The sequence below is a fragment of the Pseudomonas sp. DCB_AW genome (genome assembly GCF_026240895.1).
GTDB classification, from domain to species: Bacteria; Pseudomonadota; Gammaproteobacteria; order Pseudomonadales; family Pseudomonadaceae; genus Aquipseudomonas; species Aquipseudomonas kermanshahensis.
This window is the reverse complement of the sequence record NZ_JAPFCE010000018.1, coordinates 13247-28634: the sequence shown is the minus strand read 5'-3', so window position 1 is coordinate 28634 and position 15388 is coordinate 13247. Positions and strand designations below refer to the sequence as shown.

General features: G+C 62.9%; 15 protein-coding genes. 7 read left to right on the top strand and 8 right to left on the bottom strand.

Translation table 11 applies throughout. The features are described from left to right. Window positions 1–20: 20 nt before the first annotated feature. Both OO306_RS12820 and OO306_RS12815 read right to left on the bottom strand, forming a co-directional pair. Window positions 21–2528, bottom strand: a complete 2508-nt coding sequence (locus OO306_RS12820; RefSeq protein WP_099429930.1) for an ABC transporter permease — start codon at window positions 2526–2528, stop codon at window positions 21–23. A gap of 4 nt (window positions 2529–2532) precedes the next feature. Next, a complete protein-coding gene (locus tag OO306_RS12815) occupies window positions 2533–3216 on the bottom strand; it encodes an ABC transporter ATP-binding protein (protein ID WP_027593935.1) in 684 nt (227 codons plus the stop codon). 10 nt (window positions 3217–3226) lie between these two features. Here OO306_RS12815 and OO306_RS12810 point away from each other — a divergent pair, with 10 nt between their 5' ends. The 3 genes from OO306_RS12810 to OO306_RS12800 all read left to right on the top strand — a co-directional run bounded on the left by OO306_RS12810 (window position 3227) and on the right by OO306_RS12800 (window position 5269). After that, window positions 3227–3832: an arylesterase gene (locus tag OO306_RS12810; protein WP_027593934.1), complete on the top strand. Its 606-nt coding sequence runs from the start codon at window positions 3227–3229 to the stop codon at window positions 3830–3832. Window positions 3833–3890: 58 nt separating this feature from the next. After that, complete coding sequence (locus OO306_RS12805; RefSeq protein ID WP_099453482.1) at window positions 3891–4172, top strand: hypothetical protein; 282 nt, start codon at window positions 3891–3893, stop codon at window positions 4170–4172. 119 nt (window positions 4173–4291) lie between these two features. Continuing rightward, on the top strand, window positions 4292–5269 hold the full coding sequence (locus OO306_RS12800; RefSeq protein WP_085273233.1) for a L,D-transpeptidase family protein: 978 nt from the start codon (window positions 4292–4294) through the stop codon (window positions 5267–5269). Between the two features lie 123 nt (window positions 5270–5392). Here OO306_RS12800 and oprI read toward each other — a convergent pair whose 3' ends face one another. Further along, window positions 5393–5644, bottom strand: coding sequence for an outer membrane lipoprotei OprI (gene oprI, locus OO306_RS12795; protein ID WP_003259780.1), 252 nt, complete (start codon window positions 5642–5644; stop codon window positions 5393–5395). A gap of 506 nt (window positions 5645–6150) precedes the next feature. Here oprI and OO306_RS12790 point away from each other — a divergent pair. Next, window positions 6151–6432, top strand: a complete 282-nt coding sequence (locus OO306_RS12790) for a GNAT family N-acetyltransferase (RefSeq protein ID WP_025338432.1) — start codon at window positions 6151–6153, stop codon at window positions 6430–6432. A gap of 40 nt (window positions 6433–6472) precedes the next feature. Here the strand turns inward: OO306_RS12790 and OO306_RS12785 are convergent, their stop codons facing one another. After that, the gene (locus OO306_RS12785; RefSeq protein ID WP_099429929.1) at window positions 6473–7549 is read right to left on the bottom strand and encodes a 3-deoxy-7-phosphoheptulonate synthase; all 1077 of its coding nucleotides are present in this window, start codon (window positions 7547–7549) and stop codon (window positions 6473–6475) included. 233 nt (window positions 7550–7782) lie between these two features. On the opposite strand from OO306_RS12785, the gene OO306_RS12780 reads away from it, so the two are divergent. The 3 genes from OO306_RS12780 to cysB all read left to right on the top strand — a co-directional run bounded on the left by OO306_RS12780 (window position 7783) and on the right by cysB (window position 10437). Next, window positions 7783–8730, top strand: coding sequence for a putative 2-dehydropantoate 2-reductase (locus OO306_RS12780; protein ID WP_265968916.1), 948 nt, complete (start codon window positions 7783–7785; stop codon window positions 8728–8730). A gap of 105 nt (window positions 8731–8835) precedes the next feature. Then, entirely contained in the window at window positions 8836–9333 is a 498-nt protein-coding gene (locus OO306_RS12775) for a universal stress protein (RefSeq protein ID WP_265968915.1), read from the top strand. A 129-nt stretch (window positions 9334–9462) separates the two neighbouring features. Next, window positions 9463–10437 (top strand): HTH-type transcriptional regulator CysB, encoded by a 975-nt coding sequence (cysB, locus tag OO306_RS12770; protein ID WP_027593928.1) that lies wholly within the window; start codon window positions 9463–9465, stop codon window positions 10435–10437. 55 nt (window positions 10438–10492) lie between these two features. Here cysB and OO306_RS12765 read toward each other — a convergent pair whose 3' ends face one another. The 4 genes from OO306_RS12765 to OO306_RS12750 all read right to left on the bottom strand — a co-directional run bounded on the left by OO306_RS12765 (window position 10493) and on the right by OO306_RS12750 (window position 15384). Next, window positions 10493–11227, bottom strand: a complete 735-nt coding sequence (locus OO306_RS12765; protein ID WP_238210614.1) for a phosphoadenylyl-sulfate reductase — start codon at window positions 11225–11227, stop codon at window positions 10493–10495. Between the two features lie 104 nt (window positions 11228–11331). Continuing rightward, complete coding sequence (gene pabB / locus OO306_RS12760; RefSeq protein WP_265968914.1) at window positions 11332–12675, bottom strand: aminodeoxychorismate synthase component I; 1344 nt, start codon at window positions 12673–12675, stop codon at window positions 11332–11334. 193 nt (window positions 12676–12868) lie between these two features. After that, window positions 12869–13849, bottom strand: a complete 981-nt coding sequence (locus OO306_RS12755) for an alpha-L-glutamate ligase-like protein (RefSeq protein WP_027593925.1) — start codon at window positions 13847–13849, stop codon at window positions 12869–12871. Next, complete coding sequence (locus OO306_RS12750; protein WP_027593924.1) at window positions 13849–15384, bottom strand: inactive transglutaminase family protein; 1536 nt, start codon at window positions 15382–15384, stop codon at window positions 13849–13851. Before OO306_RS12750 ends, OO306_RS12755 begins: the two co-directional genes overlap by 1 nt. Between the last annotated feature and the right edge of the window lie 4 nt (window positions 15385–15388).

The following is a 15388-nucleotide window of genomic DNA, read 5'->3' as shown; positions in this document are numbered from 1 at the left end:
ACGCTCCTGTAGCAGTTTTTTCACCCCTCCCGCAACACCGTCAACGGGCTGGCATTGAGCGCCCGCCGCGTGCCGAGCACCCCAGCCCCCCCCACCAGCACCGCCCCTGCCAGCGGTAGCACAAGCAGCCACGGGTGCGGGTTCCATTGCAGGTCGAAGGCATAGCGGTACAGCACCAGCGTGATCAACTCGCAACCCAGTGCAGCCAGCAACCCGCTGGCTGCGCCCAGTAGGCCAAACTCGATACGTCTTGCCTTGACCAGCAATGGCCGTGCCGCGCCCAGTGCCCGCAGCAGGGCGCCTTGGCGAATGCGTTCGTCCAGTGTTGCCTGCAAGCCGGCGAACAGCACCGCCAAGCCTGCCGCCAAGACGAACAGTAGTACGTACTCGACCGCCAGGGTGACCTGAGCAAGGATGCTGCGCAGCTGATCCAGCAACGCGTCAACCTGCAGGATGGTCACCGCCGGGAAAGCCCGTGACAGCGCGACCACATCCAGGTCATGGCCTGGGGCCAGATAGAAGCTGGTGAGGTAAGTCGTGGGCAACCCCTGCAGCGTGCCAGGCTGGAAGATCATGTAGAAGTTCGGCTGGAAGCTGTCCCAGTGCACGCTGCGCAGGCTGCTGACCCGGGCCTGGCGCTGCTGGCCACCGATGTCGAAGGTCAGCAGGTCACCCAGTTGCAGCTTCAGGCTCGTGGCCAGTTCGGCCTCCACCGAAACGCCCGGTATCTCGTCGCCCGACGGCAGTGCCTGCCACCATTCGCCTGCCGTCAGTGCATTGCCATTGGGCAGTTCGGCGGCCCAGGTCAGGCTGAGGTCGCGTTGCACGGCGCGCTCGCCGGCGGAGTCCTTGCTGACGATCTGCTGCACCGGTTGCTGGTTGATCTGGATCAGGCGGCCGGGCGTTACCGGGTACAGCGGTGCCGAGGCCGCATTGACCTGCTGCAGGTGCTGAGCGAAGGGCTCGCGATCATCCGGCAGGATGTTCAGGGCAAAGTGGTTGGGGGCATCCTTGGGCAATTGTGCCTGCCAGGTGTCGAGCAGCTCGGCACGCAGCAATGCGACCAGCGCCATGGCCAGCAGAATCAGGCCAAAAGCCAGGGCCTGGCCAGCGGCAGCCAACGGATGGCGCAACAATTGCCCGAGCCCAAGGCGCCAGGCAAGCGGGGCACCGACCAACAGTTGGCGCAAGCTGCGCAGGCCCAGTAGCAGCAGGCCGCCGAGCACCACCGCCGCGACCAGGCCACCGCCCAGCAGTGCGAAGGTCAGCAGCAGGTCTAGGCTCAGGCGCCACATGATCAGGCCCAGGGCCAACAAGGCGGCGCCATACACCAGCCAACTGCTGGGTGGCACTGGCAGCAGGTCACGGCGCAGCACGCGCAGCGGGGGTACCTGGCCGAGGGCGGCAATGGGCGGCAGGGCGAAGCCAGCCAGGGCGACCAGCCCGGTGCCGATGCCGGCCAACGCGGGTACGACACCGCCTGGCGGAACCACGCTCGGCAGCAGGCCGTGCAGCAGCCGGAACAGGCCCAGTTGCGCCAACCAGCCGAGCAGGGCGCCTGCCACGGCAGCCACCAGGCCAAGCATGGCCAGCTGTACACAGTACAGACCCAGGGCCTGCCGACGGGAAAGGCCCAGGCAGCGAAGCAGCGCACTGGCATCCAGGCGCCTGGCGGCGTAGCGGCTGGCCGACATGGCCACGGCGACGCCGGCCAGCAATACCGCCACCAGGCTTGCCATGTTCAGGTAGCGCTCGGCTTTGCTCAGGGCGCCCCCGATCTGGCGGTTGCCATCGCGGGTGTCGAGCAGGCGCTGGTTGGCCGCGAGGTTTTTCTCCACGGCCTGGCGATACTGGGCCAGCGCTTCGACGTCGCCGCGCCACAGGTCGCGGTAGGACACCCGGCTGCCCGGCTGGATCACCCCGGTCGCCGCCAGGTCCGCCAGGTTCATCATTACCCGCGGGGTCAGGCTATAGAAGTTGTTGGCGCGGTCCGGCTCGTAGGTCAGTACGCGGCTCATGCGCAGGGTTTTCATGCCCACGTCGATGCTGTCACCGATCGCTAGCCCCAGCGCGGCCAGCAGCCTTGGTTCGACCCAGGCCTCCCCGGGCGCCGGGCCACCCCCGGGGGTTTCCTGGGCATAGGGGGCGGCGGCACTGCGGACTTGCCCGCGCAGGGGGTAGGCGCCGTCGGCGGCCTTGACGCTGGACAGCTGGATGCCGCTGTCACCGCCCACCACGCTGGTGAATTCGACCACTTGGGCGTGGCGCAAGCCGAGGGCCTTGCCTGCGCTGATCTGTTCGTCCCGGGCAGGTGCGCTGCCTTGCAGCACCAGGTCGGCACCGAGGAATTCGCTGGCACGTAATTGCATGGCGCCGTTGAGGCGGGCACCGAAGTAACCAATCGCCGTACTGGCCGCAACGGCCACCAGCAGGGCAAAGAACAGCACGCGCACTTCGCTGGCGCGGATGTCGCGTAGCAACTGGCGCAACGCCAGGCCGCACAATCGGGAGAAGGGCATGCTGGTCATGGGCTCAGACCTCCACCGGGGCCACCAGGCGGCCGGCGTCCAGGCGGATAAGGCGCCGACAGCGTCTGGCCAGGCGTTCGTCATGGGTGACCAGTACCAAGGTGGTGCCGCGCTCCTTGTTCAATTCGAACAGCAGGTCGCTGATGCGCTCGCCCGTGTGGCTGTCGAGGTTGCCGGTGGGCTCGTCGGCGAACAGCACGGCAGGTTGTGCCGCGAACGCGCGGGCAATCGCCACCCGTTGTTGTTCGCCACCGGACAGCTGGCGTGGCGTGTGGCTCAGGCGCTTGCCAAGGCCAACCCGTTCGAGCAAGGTGCGGGCGTGTTCGCGGGCATCACGGCGGCCGTCCAGCTCCAGAGGCAGCATGACGTTCTCCAAGGCGTTGAGGCTGTCCAGCAACTGGAATGACTGGAATACGAAGCCGACATGCTCGGCGCGCACACGGGCGCGCTGGTCTTCGTCCAGTGGGCCCAGGTCATGCCCGGCGAGGATGACCTTGCCGGCGCTGGGCTGATCGAGGCCGGCGAGCAGGCCGAGCAACGTCGACTTGCCGGAGCCCGAAGCACCGACGATGGCCAGGCTGTCGCCTTGGGCGAGATCGAGGGAGAGGGCGTGGAGGATGGTCAGATCGCCTTCCGCGCTGGGGACCACTTTGCTAAGGTTCTGCGCAACGAGAATGCTGGGGCCCATGGAGAATCCAATGCGAATGTGGTGGTTGAGTGCCGGTCTGGCCTTGTGTTGCCTGGCCCAGAGCGCCACGGCGGGAACGGTGCTGGTGGTTGGCGATAGTATCAGCGCCGGTTTTGGCCTGGATAGCCGCCAGGGGTGGGTCTCTTTGTTGCAGACCCGGCTCAAGGACGAAGGTTTCGATGATCAGGTGGTCAACGCGTCGATCAGCGGCGACACCAGTGCAGGAGGCCAGGCGCGGCTGCCGGCGCTGCTTGCAGCGCACAAGCCGGCGGTGGTGGTGCTGGAGCTGGGCGGCAATGACGGGCTGCGCGGGCAGCCGCCGCAGCAATTGCAACAAAATCTTGCTTCGATGATCGAGAGCGCTCGGCAAGCGGGTGCCAAGGTGCTGCTGCTGGGGATGCGCCTGCCGCCCAACTATGGTGTGCGTTACACCACGGCGTTTGCCCAGGTGTATGAACAGTTGGCTGCGGAAAAACAGGTGCCGTTGGTGCCGTTTTTCCTGGAGGGTGTGGGCGGTGTGCCGGCGCTGATGCAAGCTGATGGCATCCATCCTGCGCAAGGTGCCCAGCAGCGCCTGCTGGAAAATGCCTGGCCGGCGATAAAACCCTTGCTGTGACGCTTTAAACGGGGCCGGCTTTCGGCTAAGGTTGCGCCCCCCGTTTCGAGAGCCCCCGATGCCGCGCCCTGCCTGGTCCCTTTATGCCTACCAACTGATCGAGCCTGACGAACAGCTCGACCTGTTTGCCTGCCAGGAAATTCGCGTCCACCTGGCGGCCCGCCAGCTTGAGCTGGGCGTGCCGGTTGACCGTACCTTGTGCGGCGGTTTGCTGCCCGCGCAGCCGCGCTGGTCCGGGGTGCAACGGTCGATCTACCGCGACGACCGCCTGTGCGCGCTCTGCCGCGCCATTCTCGACGCCCAGCGGCGCGGCATGCGCCCGGTGTGGCCGCAGCTTTGATGCCAAACCTGACACACCTTTCATCATCTGAAACGCTTGCGTGACGCCAATGCCTCCCGCTTGCATCGGTGCGGGTGTACAATCGATCCTCTTGACCCACCTTTCGAAGGATTTACCGGATGTTGCCGCGCTTTCCTGCCGTCACCCGTAGCCTGTCCCTGGCCGCCCTGCTGGTAGCGGGCCCCGCTGCTGCGCTGGAGCTGCCATTGCCACCCCCCGGTGAAGACATTGTCGGCCAGGTGCAGGTGATCAAGGCAAAGTACGAAGACACCTTCGCCGATATCGGCACTGCCAACGACCTTGGCTACCTGGAAATGATCGCCGCCAACCCGGGCGTTGACCCTTGGTTGCCGGGTGCCGGTACCGAAATCATCCTGCCGACCCGCTATGTGCTGCCGCCGGGGCCGCGCGAAGGCGTGGTCATCAACCTGGCCGAGTACCGGCTTTACTACTACCCGAAAGGGCAGAGCGTGGTGTACACCTTCCCGCTGGGCATTGGTCGTGAAGGTTGGGGTTCGCCAATCGCCAATACCAAGATCACCGCCAAAACCCCGAACCCGACCTGGACCCCGCCCGCTTCGATTCGCGCCGAGCACGCCGCCGACGGCGACATCCTGCCGACCGTGGTGCCTGCCGGGCCGGACAATCCGCTGGGCCCGTTCAAGTTCACCCTGGGTGTACCGGGTTACCTGATTCATGGTTCAAACAAGAAGTTTGGCATCGGCATGCGCACCAGTCACGGTTGCTTCCGCATGCTCAACAACAACGTGGTCGAGCTGTCGAAGATGGTGCCGGTAGGTACCCCAGTGCGCATCATCAACGAGCCTTACAAGTTCGGTATCAGTGCTGGCAAGGTCTACCTCGAAGCGCACACGCCGTTGGACGATCAAGGTAATCCGTCGGTGGTGGATAAGCACACTGCGGTTATCAATGCATTGCTCAAGCGTGAAGACCTGGCGAACAACCTGCGCATGAACTGGGACATGGTGCGTGACGTGGTCGCCGCTGAAGATGGCATGCCCGTCGAAATTGCCGTCCCAGTCGATAATCAGGGTACGGCGCCGATGGTTTCGAGCATCCCGCCTGAACTGCAGTAAGCGTTCGCGAGCTGCCCAGGGCCTGCCTTAGTGCAGGCCTTTTCGTTTGTGCACTGCGTGTTGCGGGGCAATAAAAAAGCCGACCCACAAGTGGGTCGGCTTCATAACAATCCGTGAGGACTATTACTTGCGGCTGGCTTTGTCCAGCATACGCAGAGCGCGCTCATTGGCTTCGTCAGCGGTTTGCTGAGCCTTCTGAGCGGCTGCCAGTGCGTCGTCAGCCTTACGGTAGGCTTCGTCTGCACGAGCTTGAGCGCGAGCTGCTGCGTCTTCAGTCGCAGTCAGACGAGCTTCGGTTTCTTTGGATACGCTGCTGCAACCGGTAGCCAGAACTGCGGCCAGAGCCAGAGCAGAGAATTTCAGAACGTTGTTCATCGTGTTCCCCTTCAAGGACTTTCTATTAAAGAGCCATCTCTCGGAAAAGAGAAACTGGCCGGCGTACATAGTACCCATTACTTGTAGTAAGTAAACTGACAGAGCGCAAGAACTGCAAAAAAAATGTTGCTCCAGGTCACGCCGACAAGATTTGCGACGCGTTTGTGAAAAAAACGTACAGGGGGCGCAACCGTCTGTACTACGGGAACTTTTTTGTTGAACTAACGGTGACTTTGTCTGTCGTTCAGCGTCTTAAGCCCTACAACATCCGGCGGCTGTTGGCGTAATGGGAAGAGTCCATTAGCGACGTTTTTTGCCGTTTTTTAACCGTTGCCACCTTGAGCAATCCTGCTTGCCGCGCCTACTATCTTGTGAATGCCCGACGGTAGAACGATTGCAATCGTCCTGTGGTCCAAGGGGCAACAGGTGGCGTAGAGGATTCTGTGCCGGATAAACCACCATCGGTTAAGGTATGGGTCTGCCGAGAAGACCTGCGAGGAGTAGTGATGAGCGAAGCGCTGACCATCCACCATGACCAGGCCGGTCATCAGTTCGAGACCAACGTGGACGGTCATCGTGCCTATCTGACGTACATGGATCTGGGCAAGCAGACGCTGGACATCTATCGCACCTTCGTGCCTAACGCCCTGCGCGGGCGTGGCATTGCCGCAGCGCTGACCGAGCGGGCCCTGGAGTATGCCGAGCAGATGGGGTACACGGTGATTCCGTCGTGCTCTTATGTAGAACGCTACATGGAACGCCAGCAGCGTCATTCGAGCAAAGTCTGAACCTGTAAAAAAAAGGGCCGCTTAGCGGCCCTTTTTTTTGTCAGCCGCGCTGGCGCTGCGGCAGTACATCCTTGAGCTTGGCGTGCATGCTGCGCAAGGTCTTCTCAGTCGCAGACCAGTCAATACAGGCGTCGGTCACCGAAACACCATATTGCAGTTCGTTCAGGTCTTTCGGAATCGACTGGCAGCCCCAGTTCAGGTGGCTCTCGACCATCAGGCCGATGATCGACTGGTTACCTTCGAGGATTTGGTTGGCGACGTTCTCCATCACCAGTGGCTGCAGGGCCGGGTCCTTGTTGGAGTTGGCGTGGCTGCAGTCGACCATGATGTTGGCCTTGATCTTGGCCTTGGCCAGGTCCTGTTCGCACAAGGCGACGCTGACCGAATCATAATTCGGCTTGCCATTGCCGCCGCGCAGCACTACGTGACCGTAAGGGTTGCCCTTGGTGGTGACGATGGAGACGCCGCCTTCCTGGTTGATGCCAAGGAAGCGGTGCGGTTTGGACACCGACTGCAGGGCGTTAATCGCAACGGTCAGGCCGCCATCGGTGCCGTTCTTGAAGCCGACCGCCGAAGACAGGCCCGAGGCCATTTCGCGGTGGGTCTGGGATTCGGTGGTGCGGGCGCCGATGGCCGACCAACTGATCAGGTCCTGCAGGTACTGCGGGGAGATCGGGTCGAGCGCTTCGGTAGCGGTCGGCAGGCCCATTTCAGCCAGGTCCAGCAGCAGTTGGCGGCCGATGTGCAGGCCGTCCTGGATCTTGAACGAGTCATCCAGGTACGGATCGTTGATCAGGCCTTTCCAGCCTACGGTGGTGCGCGGCTTCTCGAAGTACACGCGCATGACCAGATAGAGGGTGTCGGACACTTCCGCAGCCAATACCTTCAGGCGTTCGGCGTACTCGTGGGCAGCCTTGATGTCGTGGATGGAGCAGGGGCCGACCACGACGAACAGGCGATGGTCCTTGCCGTCGAGAATATCGCGCACCACTTGGCGGCCGGCAGTCACGGTCTGCAGGGCCGTGGCGCTGAGGGGGATTTCCTTCTTGAGCTGATCGGGCGTGATCAGGGTCTCGTTGGAGGCAACGTTTAAGTCGTCGATCGGTAAATCAGCCATCGTGTTACTCGTCAGGTCACGGGTGCCGGCCGCCAGCAATCCCCGTGCGGCCCAGCAGCAAGAATGTTCGCAGCGGGGAGCCGAACCTTAGCGCGTTACAGGTGGCGCGACAATGGGCTTTGGCCCGTCAGGGCAGGGATTTTCCCGTGCTGGCGGCGCCGTTGCGCGATTGGGGTGCCCAGCGGGCTGCAACCGGTGTAAAAAAGCGCTCTGACATTTACCTGGAGATCGGCATGCATCCGCGCAAACCACGTATCGGGATCATCGGCAGTGGTGCCATCGGCGGCTTTTATGGGTTGATGCTGGCGCGGGCCGGTTTCGACGTGCACTTCCTGCTGCGCAGCGAATACGAGGTGGTGCGCGACCAGGGGCTGGTGCTTGAAAGTGCCGTGCATGGCCCGTTGCAGATGCAGGTTCAGGCGTATGCCAATGTTGTCGACATGCCAAAATGCGACTGGTTGCTGGTGGGCGCCAAGGCCACCAGCAACGACCAGCTGGCGCCGCTGATCGTGCAGGCCGCTGCACCTGACGCACGCGTGGTGCTACTGCAGAATGGCCTGGGCGTGGAGGAGCAACTGCGCCCGGCATTGCGCGACGACATGCACCTGCTCGGCGGCCTGTGCTTCATTTGCGTCAATCGCCAGGCCCCGGGGGTGATCCGCCATCAGGCACTGGGTGCGGTCAACCTGGGCTATCACAGTGGGCCGGCAAGCGAGGGTGGTGCTGCGCTGGTCAAGGAGGGGGCAGGGCTGTTCCAGGCGGCGGGTATCGATTCGCAGGCCATGGACAACCTGAGCCAGGCCCGTTGGCAGAAGCTGGTGTGGAACGTGCCGTATAACGGGCTTTCGGTGTTGCTCGGCGCCAGCACCGCGCCGCTGATGGCCGCCCCGCATAGCCGGGCGCTGATCCAGGCGTTGATGGACGAGGTGGTGCAAGGCGCTGCAGCGTGTGGCCATGTGCTGCCCGAGGGGTATGCCGAGCATCTGTTCCAGGTCACCGAACGGATGCCCGACTACTGGCCAAGCATGTACCACGACCATGCCCAACAGCGCCCGCTGGAGCTTCAGGCCATTTATGGCGAGCCGCTGGCGCGCGCACGGGCGGCGGGCTGCAGCTTGCCGCGCATGCAGATGCTGTACCAGGCGCTGTCGTTCATCAGCCGCGATACACGCCCCATCTGACGCCTCCTGCGGCCCGCGCCAGCAGCACGCCGGACGGCAAAGCGTGCGTGCGGCGCGCTGCTAAGCTGAAGCTTGCTCTGCCGCAGCGGCAGTCGAGGAGGTCGAATGATCCGCTCCATGCTGTACGCCACCGACCTCGGTGTCTACGCCCCTTTTGTCATGCAGCACGCCCTGGCATTGGCGCGCACGTTCAATGCCGAGTTGTATGTGATTCACGCCGTGGAGCCCATGGGCCAGTTCGCCGAGTCGCTGCTGCAAAGCTATCTCGATGAGCAGACGCTTGACCAGTTGCACAGCCAGGGCGTCAACACGGTCATGGCCAATATCGAACAGCGCGTGCTGGAAAATTTTCGCGATGAACTGGGCGAGGAGGCGGACCTTGCGGTCATCAAGGCGGTGCGTGTGCGCCAGGGTGACCCTGCCCAGGTCATACTCGACCAGGCGCAGCGCTTGAGCGTCGATTTGCTGATTTTCGGAAGCCACAGTGCCGGCGCGGGCGCTGATGTGCCGCTGGGGCGAACGGCGGTGCGGTTGCTGCAGTTGTCGCCTGTGCCGGTGTATATGGTGCCGCTTGCACAGCACCTGGGACGTAGGAAAACGTGAAGCTGGCCGTGGGCTATTACTGGGGCGCGTGTAACAAAATAGTTCTAGATTTATTTCCAGAACCACTAATATAGTTATATATCGTCGCTGCCTGCTGCCGCTGACTCACCGCTGAACCGAGGGAAACCTATGAAGCTTCAACAACTGCGCTACATCTGGGAAGTGGCGCACCACGACCTCAACGTCTCCGCGACGGCGCAGAGCCTGTATACCTCCCAGCCAGGTATCAGCAAGCAGATCCGTTTGCTCGAAGATGAGCTGGGCGTTGAAGTCTTTGCCCGCAGCGGCAAGCACCTGACCCGCGTCACGCCGGCAGGTGAGCGCATCATCAATACCGCTGGCGAAATCCTGCGCAAGGTCGAGAGCATCAAGCAGATCGCCCAGGAATTCTCCAACGAGAAGAAGGGCACCCTGTCCATCGCCACCACGCACACCCAGGCCCGCTACGCGCTGCCGCCGGTGATCAGCAGCTTCATCAAGCAGTACCCGGAAGTGGCCCTGCACATGCACCAGGGCTCGCCGATGCAAATTGCCGAGATGGCCGCTGATGGCACTGTCGACTTCGCCATCGCCACCGAGGCGCTGGAGTTGTTCGGCGACCTGATCATGATGCCGTGCTACAAGTGGAACCGCTGCGTGGTGGTTCCGCAGGGGCACCCGTTGACCAAGCTGCCGAAGCTGACCCTGGAAGCCGTTGCCGAATACCCGATCGTCACTTACGTGTTCGGTTTTACCGGCCGTTCCAAGCTGGACGAAGCCTTCAACCATCGCGGCCTGACGCCGAAAGTGGTGTTCACCGCCGCCGACGCCGACGTGATCAAGACTTACGTGCGCCTGGGTCTGGGTGTGGGCATCGTGGCCAAGATGGCCGTCGACACCAAGCTCGACAGCGACCTGGTGGCCCTGGATGCCAGCGAACTGTTCGAGGCCAGCATCACCAAGATCGGCTTCCGCCGTGGCACCTTCCTGCGCGGCTTCATGTGCGACTTCATCGAGAAGTTCGCCCCGCACCTGACCCGCGAAGTGATGGCCAAAGCCATCCAGTGCCATAACAAGCAAGAGCTTGAAGAGCTGTTCGAAGGCGTCGAGCTGCCGGTGCACTAAGCCATTCGAGCATGAAAAAACCGGCCCAGTGGGCCGGTTTTTCTTTACCTGTCGATCAGCCCTTGCTGATCAGGTTGCCGGCGTGCAGGCCGCATTCCTTCTGGGTCGACTCTTCCCACCACCAGCGGCCTTCGCGCTCGTGCTGGTTCGGCAGCACCGGGCGTGTGCACGGTTCGCAGCCAATGCTGATGAAGCCGCGCTCGTGCAGGCTGTTATAGGGCAGCTCGAGCATGCGGATGTAGCCCCACACTTCTTCGCTGCTCATCTGTGCCAGCGGGTTGAACTTGTACAGGGTGCGCTCGGGCGTAGAGAAGGCGCTGTCGATTTCCAGTGCCGCCACCTGGCTACGCGTGCCTGGGCTCTGGTCGCGACGCTGGCCGGTGGCCCAGGCGCTTACCGTGGCCAGTTTGCGGCGCAGGGGTTCGATCTTGCGGATGCCGCAGCACTCGCCGTGGCCGTCCTTGTAGAAGCTGAACAGGCCCTTTTCCTTGACGAACGGGTCGAGTTTGCTGCGATCCGGGCTGAGGATCTCGATCGGCAGGTTGTACTGCTCGCGGACCTGGTCGATGAAGCGGTAGGTCTCCGGGTGCAGGCGGCCGGTGTCGAGGCTGAAGACCTTGACCTGTTTGTTCAGCTTCCAGGCCATGTCGACCAGCACCACATCCTCGGCGCCGCTGAAGGAGATCCACAAGTCGTCGCCGAAATGCTCGAAGGCGAGTTTCAGGATGTCTTGCGGGGACTTGTTGGCATAGGTCGCGGCGAGGGCGGCGACGTCGAAGGGTTGGCTCATCAGGCGGTTTCCATCTTGGCTGTGGCGCTGTGCGCTCGTAATGAGGTGATGGTAACAAAAAATGCTGGGTTAGACGCCTGGCATAAAGGCCTTGTGGCGCCGAATCAGAGCTGTTGCAAGGTCTCCATCAGCACCCGCACCTTGGCAATCGATTCTTCGTATTCCGACGCCCAGTCGGAGTCCGCCACCACTGCGCCGCCGCCCCAGCAGCTGACCTGGCCATCCTTCACCAGCAAGCTGCGAATGGCGATGGAGCTGTCCATCTCGCCGCGCACATCCACGTACAGCAACGAGCCGCAATACAGTGCACGGCGGCTGGGCTCCAGTTCGTCGATGATCTGCATGGCGCGGATCTTCGGCGCCCCGGTGATTGAGCCGCCGGGGAAGCTGTCGCCGATCAGGTCGAGTGGGTCCTTGTCGGTGGCCAATTGCCCGGTGATGCTGCTGACCAAGTGGTGAACGTTGGGGTAGCTTTCCAGGCTGAACAACTCGGGCACCTTGACCGAGCCGATCTGGCAGGTACGGCCCAGGTCGTTGCGCAGCAGGTCGACGATCATCAAGTTTTCCGAGCGGTCCTTGGGGCTGTGCAGCAGCTCTTCGGCGTTGCGGGCATCCTGGTCGGGGTTGCTTGAGCGTGGCCGGGTACCCTTGATCGGGCGAGTCTCGACCAGCCCTTGGCTGACGCGAATGAACCGCTCCGGCGAGAAGCTCAGCAGTGCGCTGCCATCGGCCAGTTGCTGGTAGCCGGAGAATGGCGTCGGGCACGCTTTGCGCAGCGCCTGATAGGCGCGCCACGGGTCGCCCTGGCACGGTGCGCGGAAGCGTTGTGTCAGGTTGATCTGGTAGCAATCGCCGGCCTGAATGTAGCGTTGCACCTGGTCGAACGCTGCTTGGTAGTGCTCGGGCTTCAAGTCGCCGGTCATGTTGGCCAGCAGGTGGAAATCGCCAGTTGCAGCACAATCGGGGGCTTCGAACAGGGCAATCAGGCGCTCGCGCTCAGCGCTTGCCAGGCTTGGGTGGAACACCAGCTGGCTGGTTGCCAGCGTATGGTCGGTCACCAATGCCCAGCGGTAAAGGCCAAGTTGTGCATCGGGCAGGCCGAGGTCATCGAGGGCCAGGCTGGGCAGGTTTTCCAGGCGCCGGCCGAAGTCGTAGCTGAGGTAGCCGATCAGGCCGCCGGCAAACGGCAGTTCCACCCCAACCGGCAAGTCGGCGTGGCCCAGTTGCGCCAGCCCTGCGCGCAGCCGTTGCAGGAAGGCGCGGCCGTCCTCGTCTTCGTGGGCTTGTAGGTGTTGCACGGGCCAGGCGCTGAGCAAGTCGAAGCGGCCGCGTTCAGCGCCGGGGCGGGCACTGTCGAGCAGAATCGCGCCGGGCGCCTGGCGCAGGCGGGCGAAATAGGCGGCAGGGTCAGGCTGGTAGGGCAGGGGGTGGAGCGTACAGGTCGGCATCAGTGTGGACGGCGATGTAAAAGCGAGGAGGGCGATTGTAGACCTGTGTAGGAAATGCGCCTAGCGTTAGCGCGACATTCAACATTGTGTTTTGCCCATTCGCAGCACAAGGCTGCTCCTACAGGGAAGGGCTGCGCGGTACCTGTAGGAGCAGCCTTGTGCTGCGAATGGCTGCAAAGCAGCCCCGGCAATTTCAGCGCGGATGCACGTGCCCGAACAGCCCTTGCGAGACACGAACGCGCTGTTCGGCATCCTCGGTCACACCGTCCTTGGCCAGCGCCTCGATGTGCGCCTCGATGGCGTGGGTGCGCTGGGTCAGCCCGCAGTCGTTGGCAATCTGGATGTTCAGGCCTGGGCGGGCGTTGAGTTCCAGAATCAGCGGGCCCTTTTCCTGGTCCAGCACCATGTCCACACCGATGTAGCCCAGGCCGCACAGCTCGTAGCAGCCGGCCGCAAGCTTCATGAAGCCGTCCCAGTTCGGCAGTTGCACGCCGTCCACGGCGTTGGTGGTGTCCGGGTGCTTGCTGATGATGTTGTTCAGCCAGGTGCCGCGCAGGGTCACCCCCGTGGCCAGGTCGACACCCACGCCGATGGCGCCCTGGTGCAGGTTGGCCTTGCCGCCGGACTGGCGGGTCGGCAGGCGCAGCATGGCCATGACCGGGTAGCCCATCAACACGATGATGCGGATGTCCGGCACGCCTTCGTAGCTGATGCTCTTGAAGATCTGGTCGGGCGTGACCCGGTACTCGATCAGCGCCCGGTCGCGGTGACCACCCAGCGAGTACAGGCCGGTAAGGATGCTCGAGATCTGGTGCTCGATTTCCTCGTGGCTGATGATCTTGCCCGACACCGTGCGGTAGCGGTCCTCGAAGCGGTCGGCGATCACCAGGATGCCGTCACCGCCGGCGCCTTGCGCCGGTTTGATGACGAAGTCACTGCGCCCGCCGATGATTTCATCGAGCTTCTCGATCTCTTTCTCGGTCTCGATGACGCCGTACATTTCCGGCACATGAATGCCGGCCGCGAGCGCACGCTCTTTGGTGATGATCTTGTCGTCGACGATCGGGTACAGGTGGCGCTTGTTGTACTTCAGGACATAGTCCGCATTGCGCCGGTTGATACCCATGATGCCCCGGGCCTCCAGGGCTTTCCAGGTCTTGATCAGTCCGAACATCAGGCATCAGCCTTCTTCAGGAACGCCTTGAAGCGAACGAGCTCGGTCAGGCGGTAGCCGCGGTAGCGACCCATCGCCAGCATGAAGCCCACCAGAATCAGCAGCACCGCCGGGAAGGTGAAGACGAAGTACACCAGCTCCGGCACCATCATCAGCAGGTGCGCGACGGACGCTGCGAACAGGGTGCCGATGGCCACTTTCATGGCATGGCCACCGCCGCGCTCTTCCCAGGTGATCGACAGGCGTTCGATGGTCATGGTCAGGATCACCATCGGGAACAGCGCCACCGACAACCCGCGCTCCAGGCCCAGCTTGTGGCTGAACAGGCTGATGGCGGCGATCAGCACCACCACGAAGGTCAGCACCACCGACAGGCGTGGCAGCATCTGCAGCTTGAGGTGTTCGAGGTACGAGCGCAGTGACAGGCCCAGCGCCGTGATCACCGTGAACAACACGATCCCGAAGCCCAGTTGGGTCTCGCGGAAGGCCAGTGCGATCAGTACCGGGGTGAAAGTACCCAGGGTCTGCAGGCCGATCAGGTTGCGCAGCACCAGGATCACCAGCACACCGATCGGGATCATCACCATGATCATGAAGGTCTGCTGGGTCTGCAGCGGCAGGCCGTACAGCGAGTACTCGAGGAAGTCGGCGTCGGTGTTCTCGTCGGTCAGCTTGGCCAGGCGGATGGCGTTCATCTCGCTGTTGTTCATGCTGAAGGTGACGTTGGCTTTCTTGCCGCCATCGACGGTGATCAGGTTGTCATCACCGGTCCACCACAGCAGGCGGTCGTTGGGCAGGCCTTGCTCGCCGGTGTCCGGGTTGAAGTACAGCCAGTCGTTGCCGTTGAAGCTGCGCAGCCACAGCTCTGGGGTCTGCGGGGTGTCGGCGACCAGGCGGATGGTGTGGACCTTTTCCATCGGCACGTGGGCGATGGACAACAGCAGGTCGATGACCTGGGCCTTCTTCATGGCCGAGGTGTCGCCGGCCAGCAGCAGCTTGACGTTGTCGTCGTTGAGGTTGTTGACCCGCTTGATGGTTTCGCTGACGAAGGTCTCAACGTCGGCCGAATGCTGGCGGATAGGCGCCATCAGGGCTTCGGCGGCGATCTTCTCGGGGCCGTCGACTGCCAGGCTGTCACGGAAGGTCGGGCCCTTGATGGTGGTCTTTTCGTTGCTGTAGCGCTTGGTCAGCACCAGGCGGTAGTAAAGCGTCTGGTTGCCGCTGGCGCGGCGTGCCGACCAGGTCACCTTGCGGTTGCCGTCGGCACGGTTGACGCTCACCCCATAGTTGTTGGAGATGAAGCTCTCGTTGAGGCTGACGTAGTCGCGGTTCAGTGGCGGCACGAACATCTGCACCTTGACCGGGTCCTTGGTGCTGGCCACGAACTCGACCTTGGCGTCGATATTCCACAGGTCGTCGGTTTCGTCTTCGGTCACCGGGATGCCGAGGAAGAAGATCTGATAAGCGGTGACCGCCACGCCCAGCAGCACCAGGACGGTGATCAGGACTTTCAGATGGAGGGTAAGAGAGCGCATCGGG

What these genes read in the sequence shown, in the direction of transcription:
- OO306_RS12820 (WP_099429930.1), bottom strand. Translation starts at nt 2,528, where the DNA reads ATGACCAGCATGCCCTTCTCCCGATTGTGCGGCCTGGCGTTGCGCCAG.
- OO306_RS12815 (WP_027593935.1), bottom strand. Translation starts at nt 3,216, where the DNA reads ATGGGCCCCAGCATTCTCGTTGCGCAGAACCTTAGCAAAGTGGTCCCC.
- OO306_RS12810 (WP_027593934.1), top strand. Translation starts at nt 3,227, where the DNA reads ATGCGAATGTGGTGGTTGAGTGCCGGTCTGGCCTTGTGTTGCCTGGCC.
- OO306_RS12805 (WP_099453482.1), top strand. Translation starts at nt 3,891, where the DNA reads ATGCCGCGCCCTGCCTGGTCCCTTTATGCCTACCAACTGATCGAGCCT.
- OO306_RS12800 (WP_085273233.1), top strand. Translation starts at nt 4,292, where the DNA reads ATGTTGCCGCGCTTTCCTGCCGTCACCCGTAGCCTGTCCCTGGCCGCC.
- oprI (WP_003259780.1), bottom strand. Translation starts at nt 5,644, where the DNA reads ATGAACAACGTTCTGAAATTCTCTGCTCTGGCTCTGGCCGCAGTTCTG.
- OO306_RS12790 (WP_025338432.1), top strand. Translation starts at nt 6,151, where the DNA reads ATGAGCGAAGCGCTGACCATCCACCATGACCAGGCCGGTCATCAGTTC.
- OO306_RS12785 (WP_099429929.1), bottom strand. Translation starts at nt 7,549, where the DNA reads ATGGCTGATTTACCGATCGACGACTTAAACGTTGCCTCCAACGAGACC.
- OO306_RS12780 (WP_265968916.1), top strand. Translation starts at nt 7,783, where the DNA reads ATGCATCCGCGCAAACCACGTATCGGGATCATCGGCAGTGGTGCCATC.
- OO306_RS12775 (WP_265968915.1), top strand. Translation starts at nt 8,836, where the DNA reads ATGATCCGCTCCATGCTGTACGCCACCGACCTCGGTGTCTACGCCCCT.
- cysB (WP_027593928.1), top strand. Translation starts at nt 9,463, where the DNA reads ATGAAGCTTCAACAACTGCGCTACATCTGGGAAGTGGCGCACCACGAC.
- OO306_RS12765 (WP_238210614.1), bottom strand. Translation starts at nt 11,227, where the DNA reads ATGAGCCAACCCTTCGACGTCGCCGCCCTCGCCGCGACCTATGCCAAC.
- pabB (WP_265968914.1), bottom strand. Translation starts at nt 12,675, where the DNA reads ATGCCGACCTGTACGCTCCACCCCCTGCCCTACCAGCCTGACCCTGCC.
- OO306_RS12755 (WP_027593925.1), bottom strand. Translation starts at nt 13,849, where the DNA reads ATGTTCGGACTGATCAAGACCTGGAAAGCCCTGGAGGCCCGGGGCATC.
- OO306_RS12750 (WP_027593924.1), bottom strand. Translation starts at nt 15,384, where the DNA reads ATGCGCTCTCTTACCCTCCATCTGAAAGTCCTGATCACCGTCCTGGTG.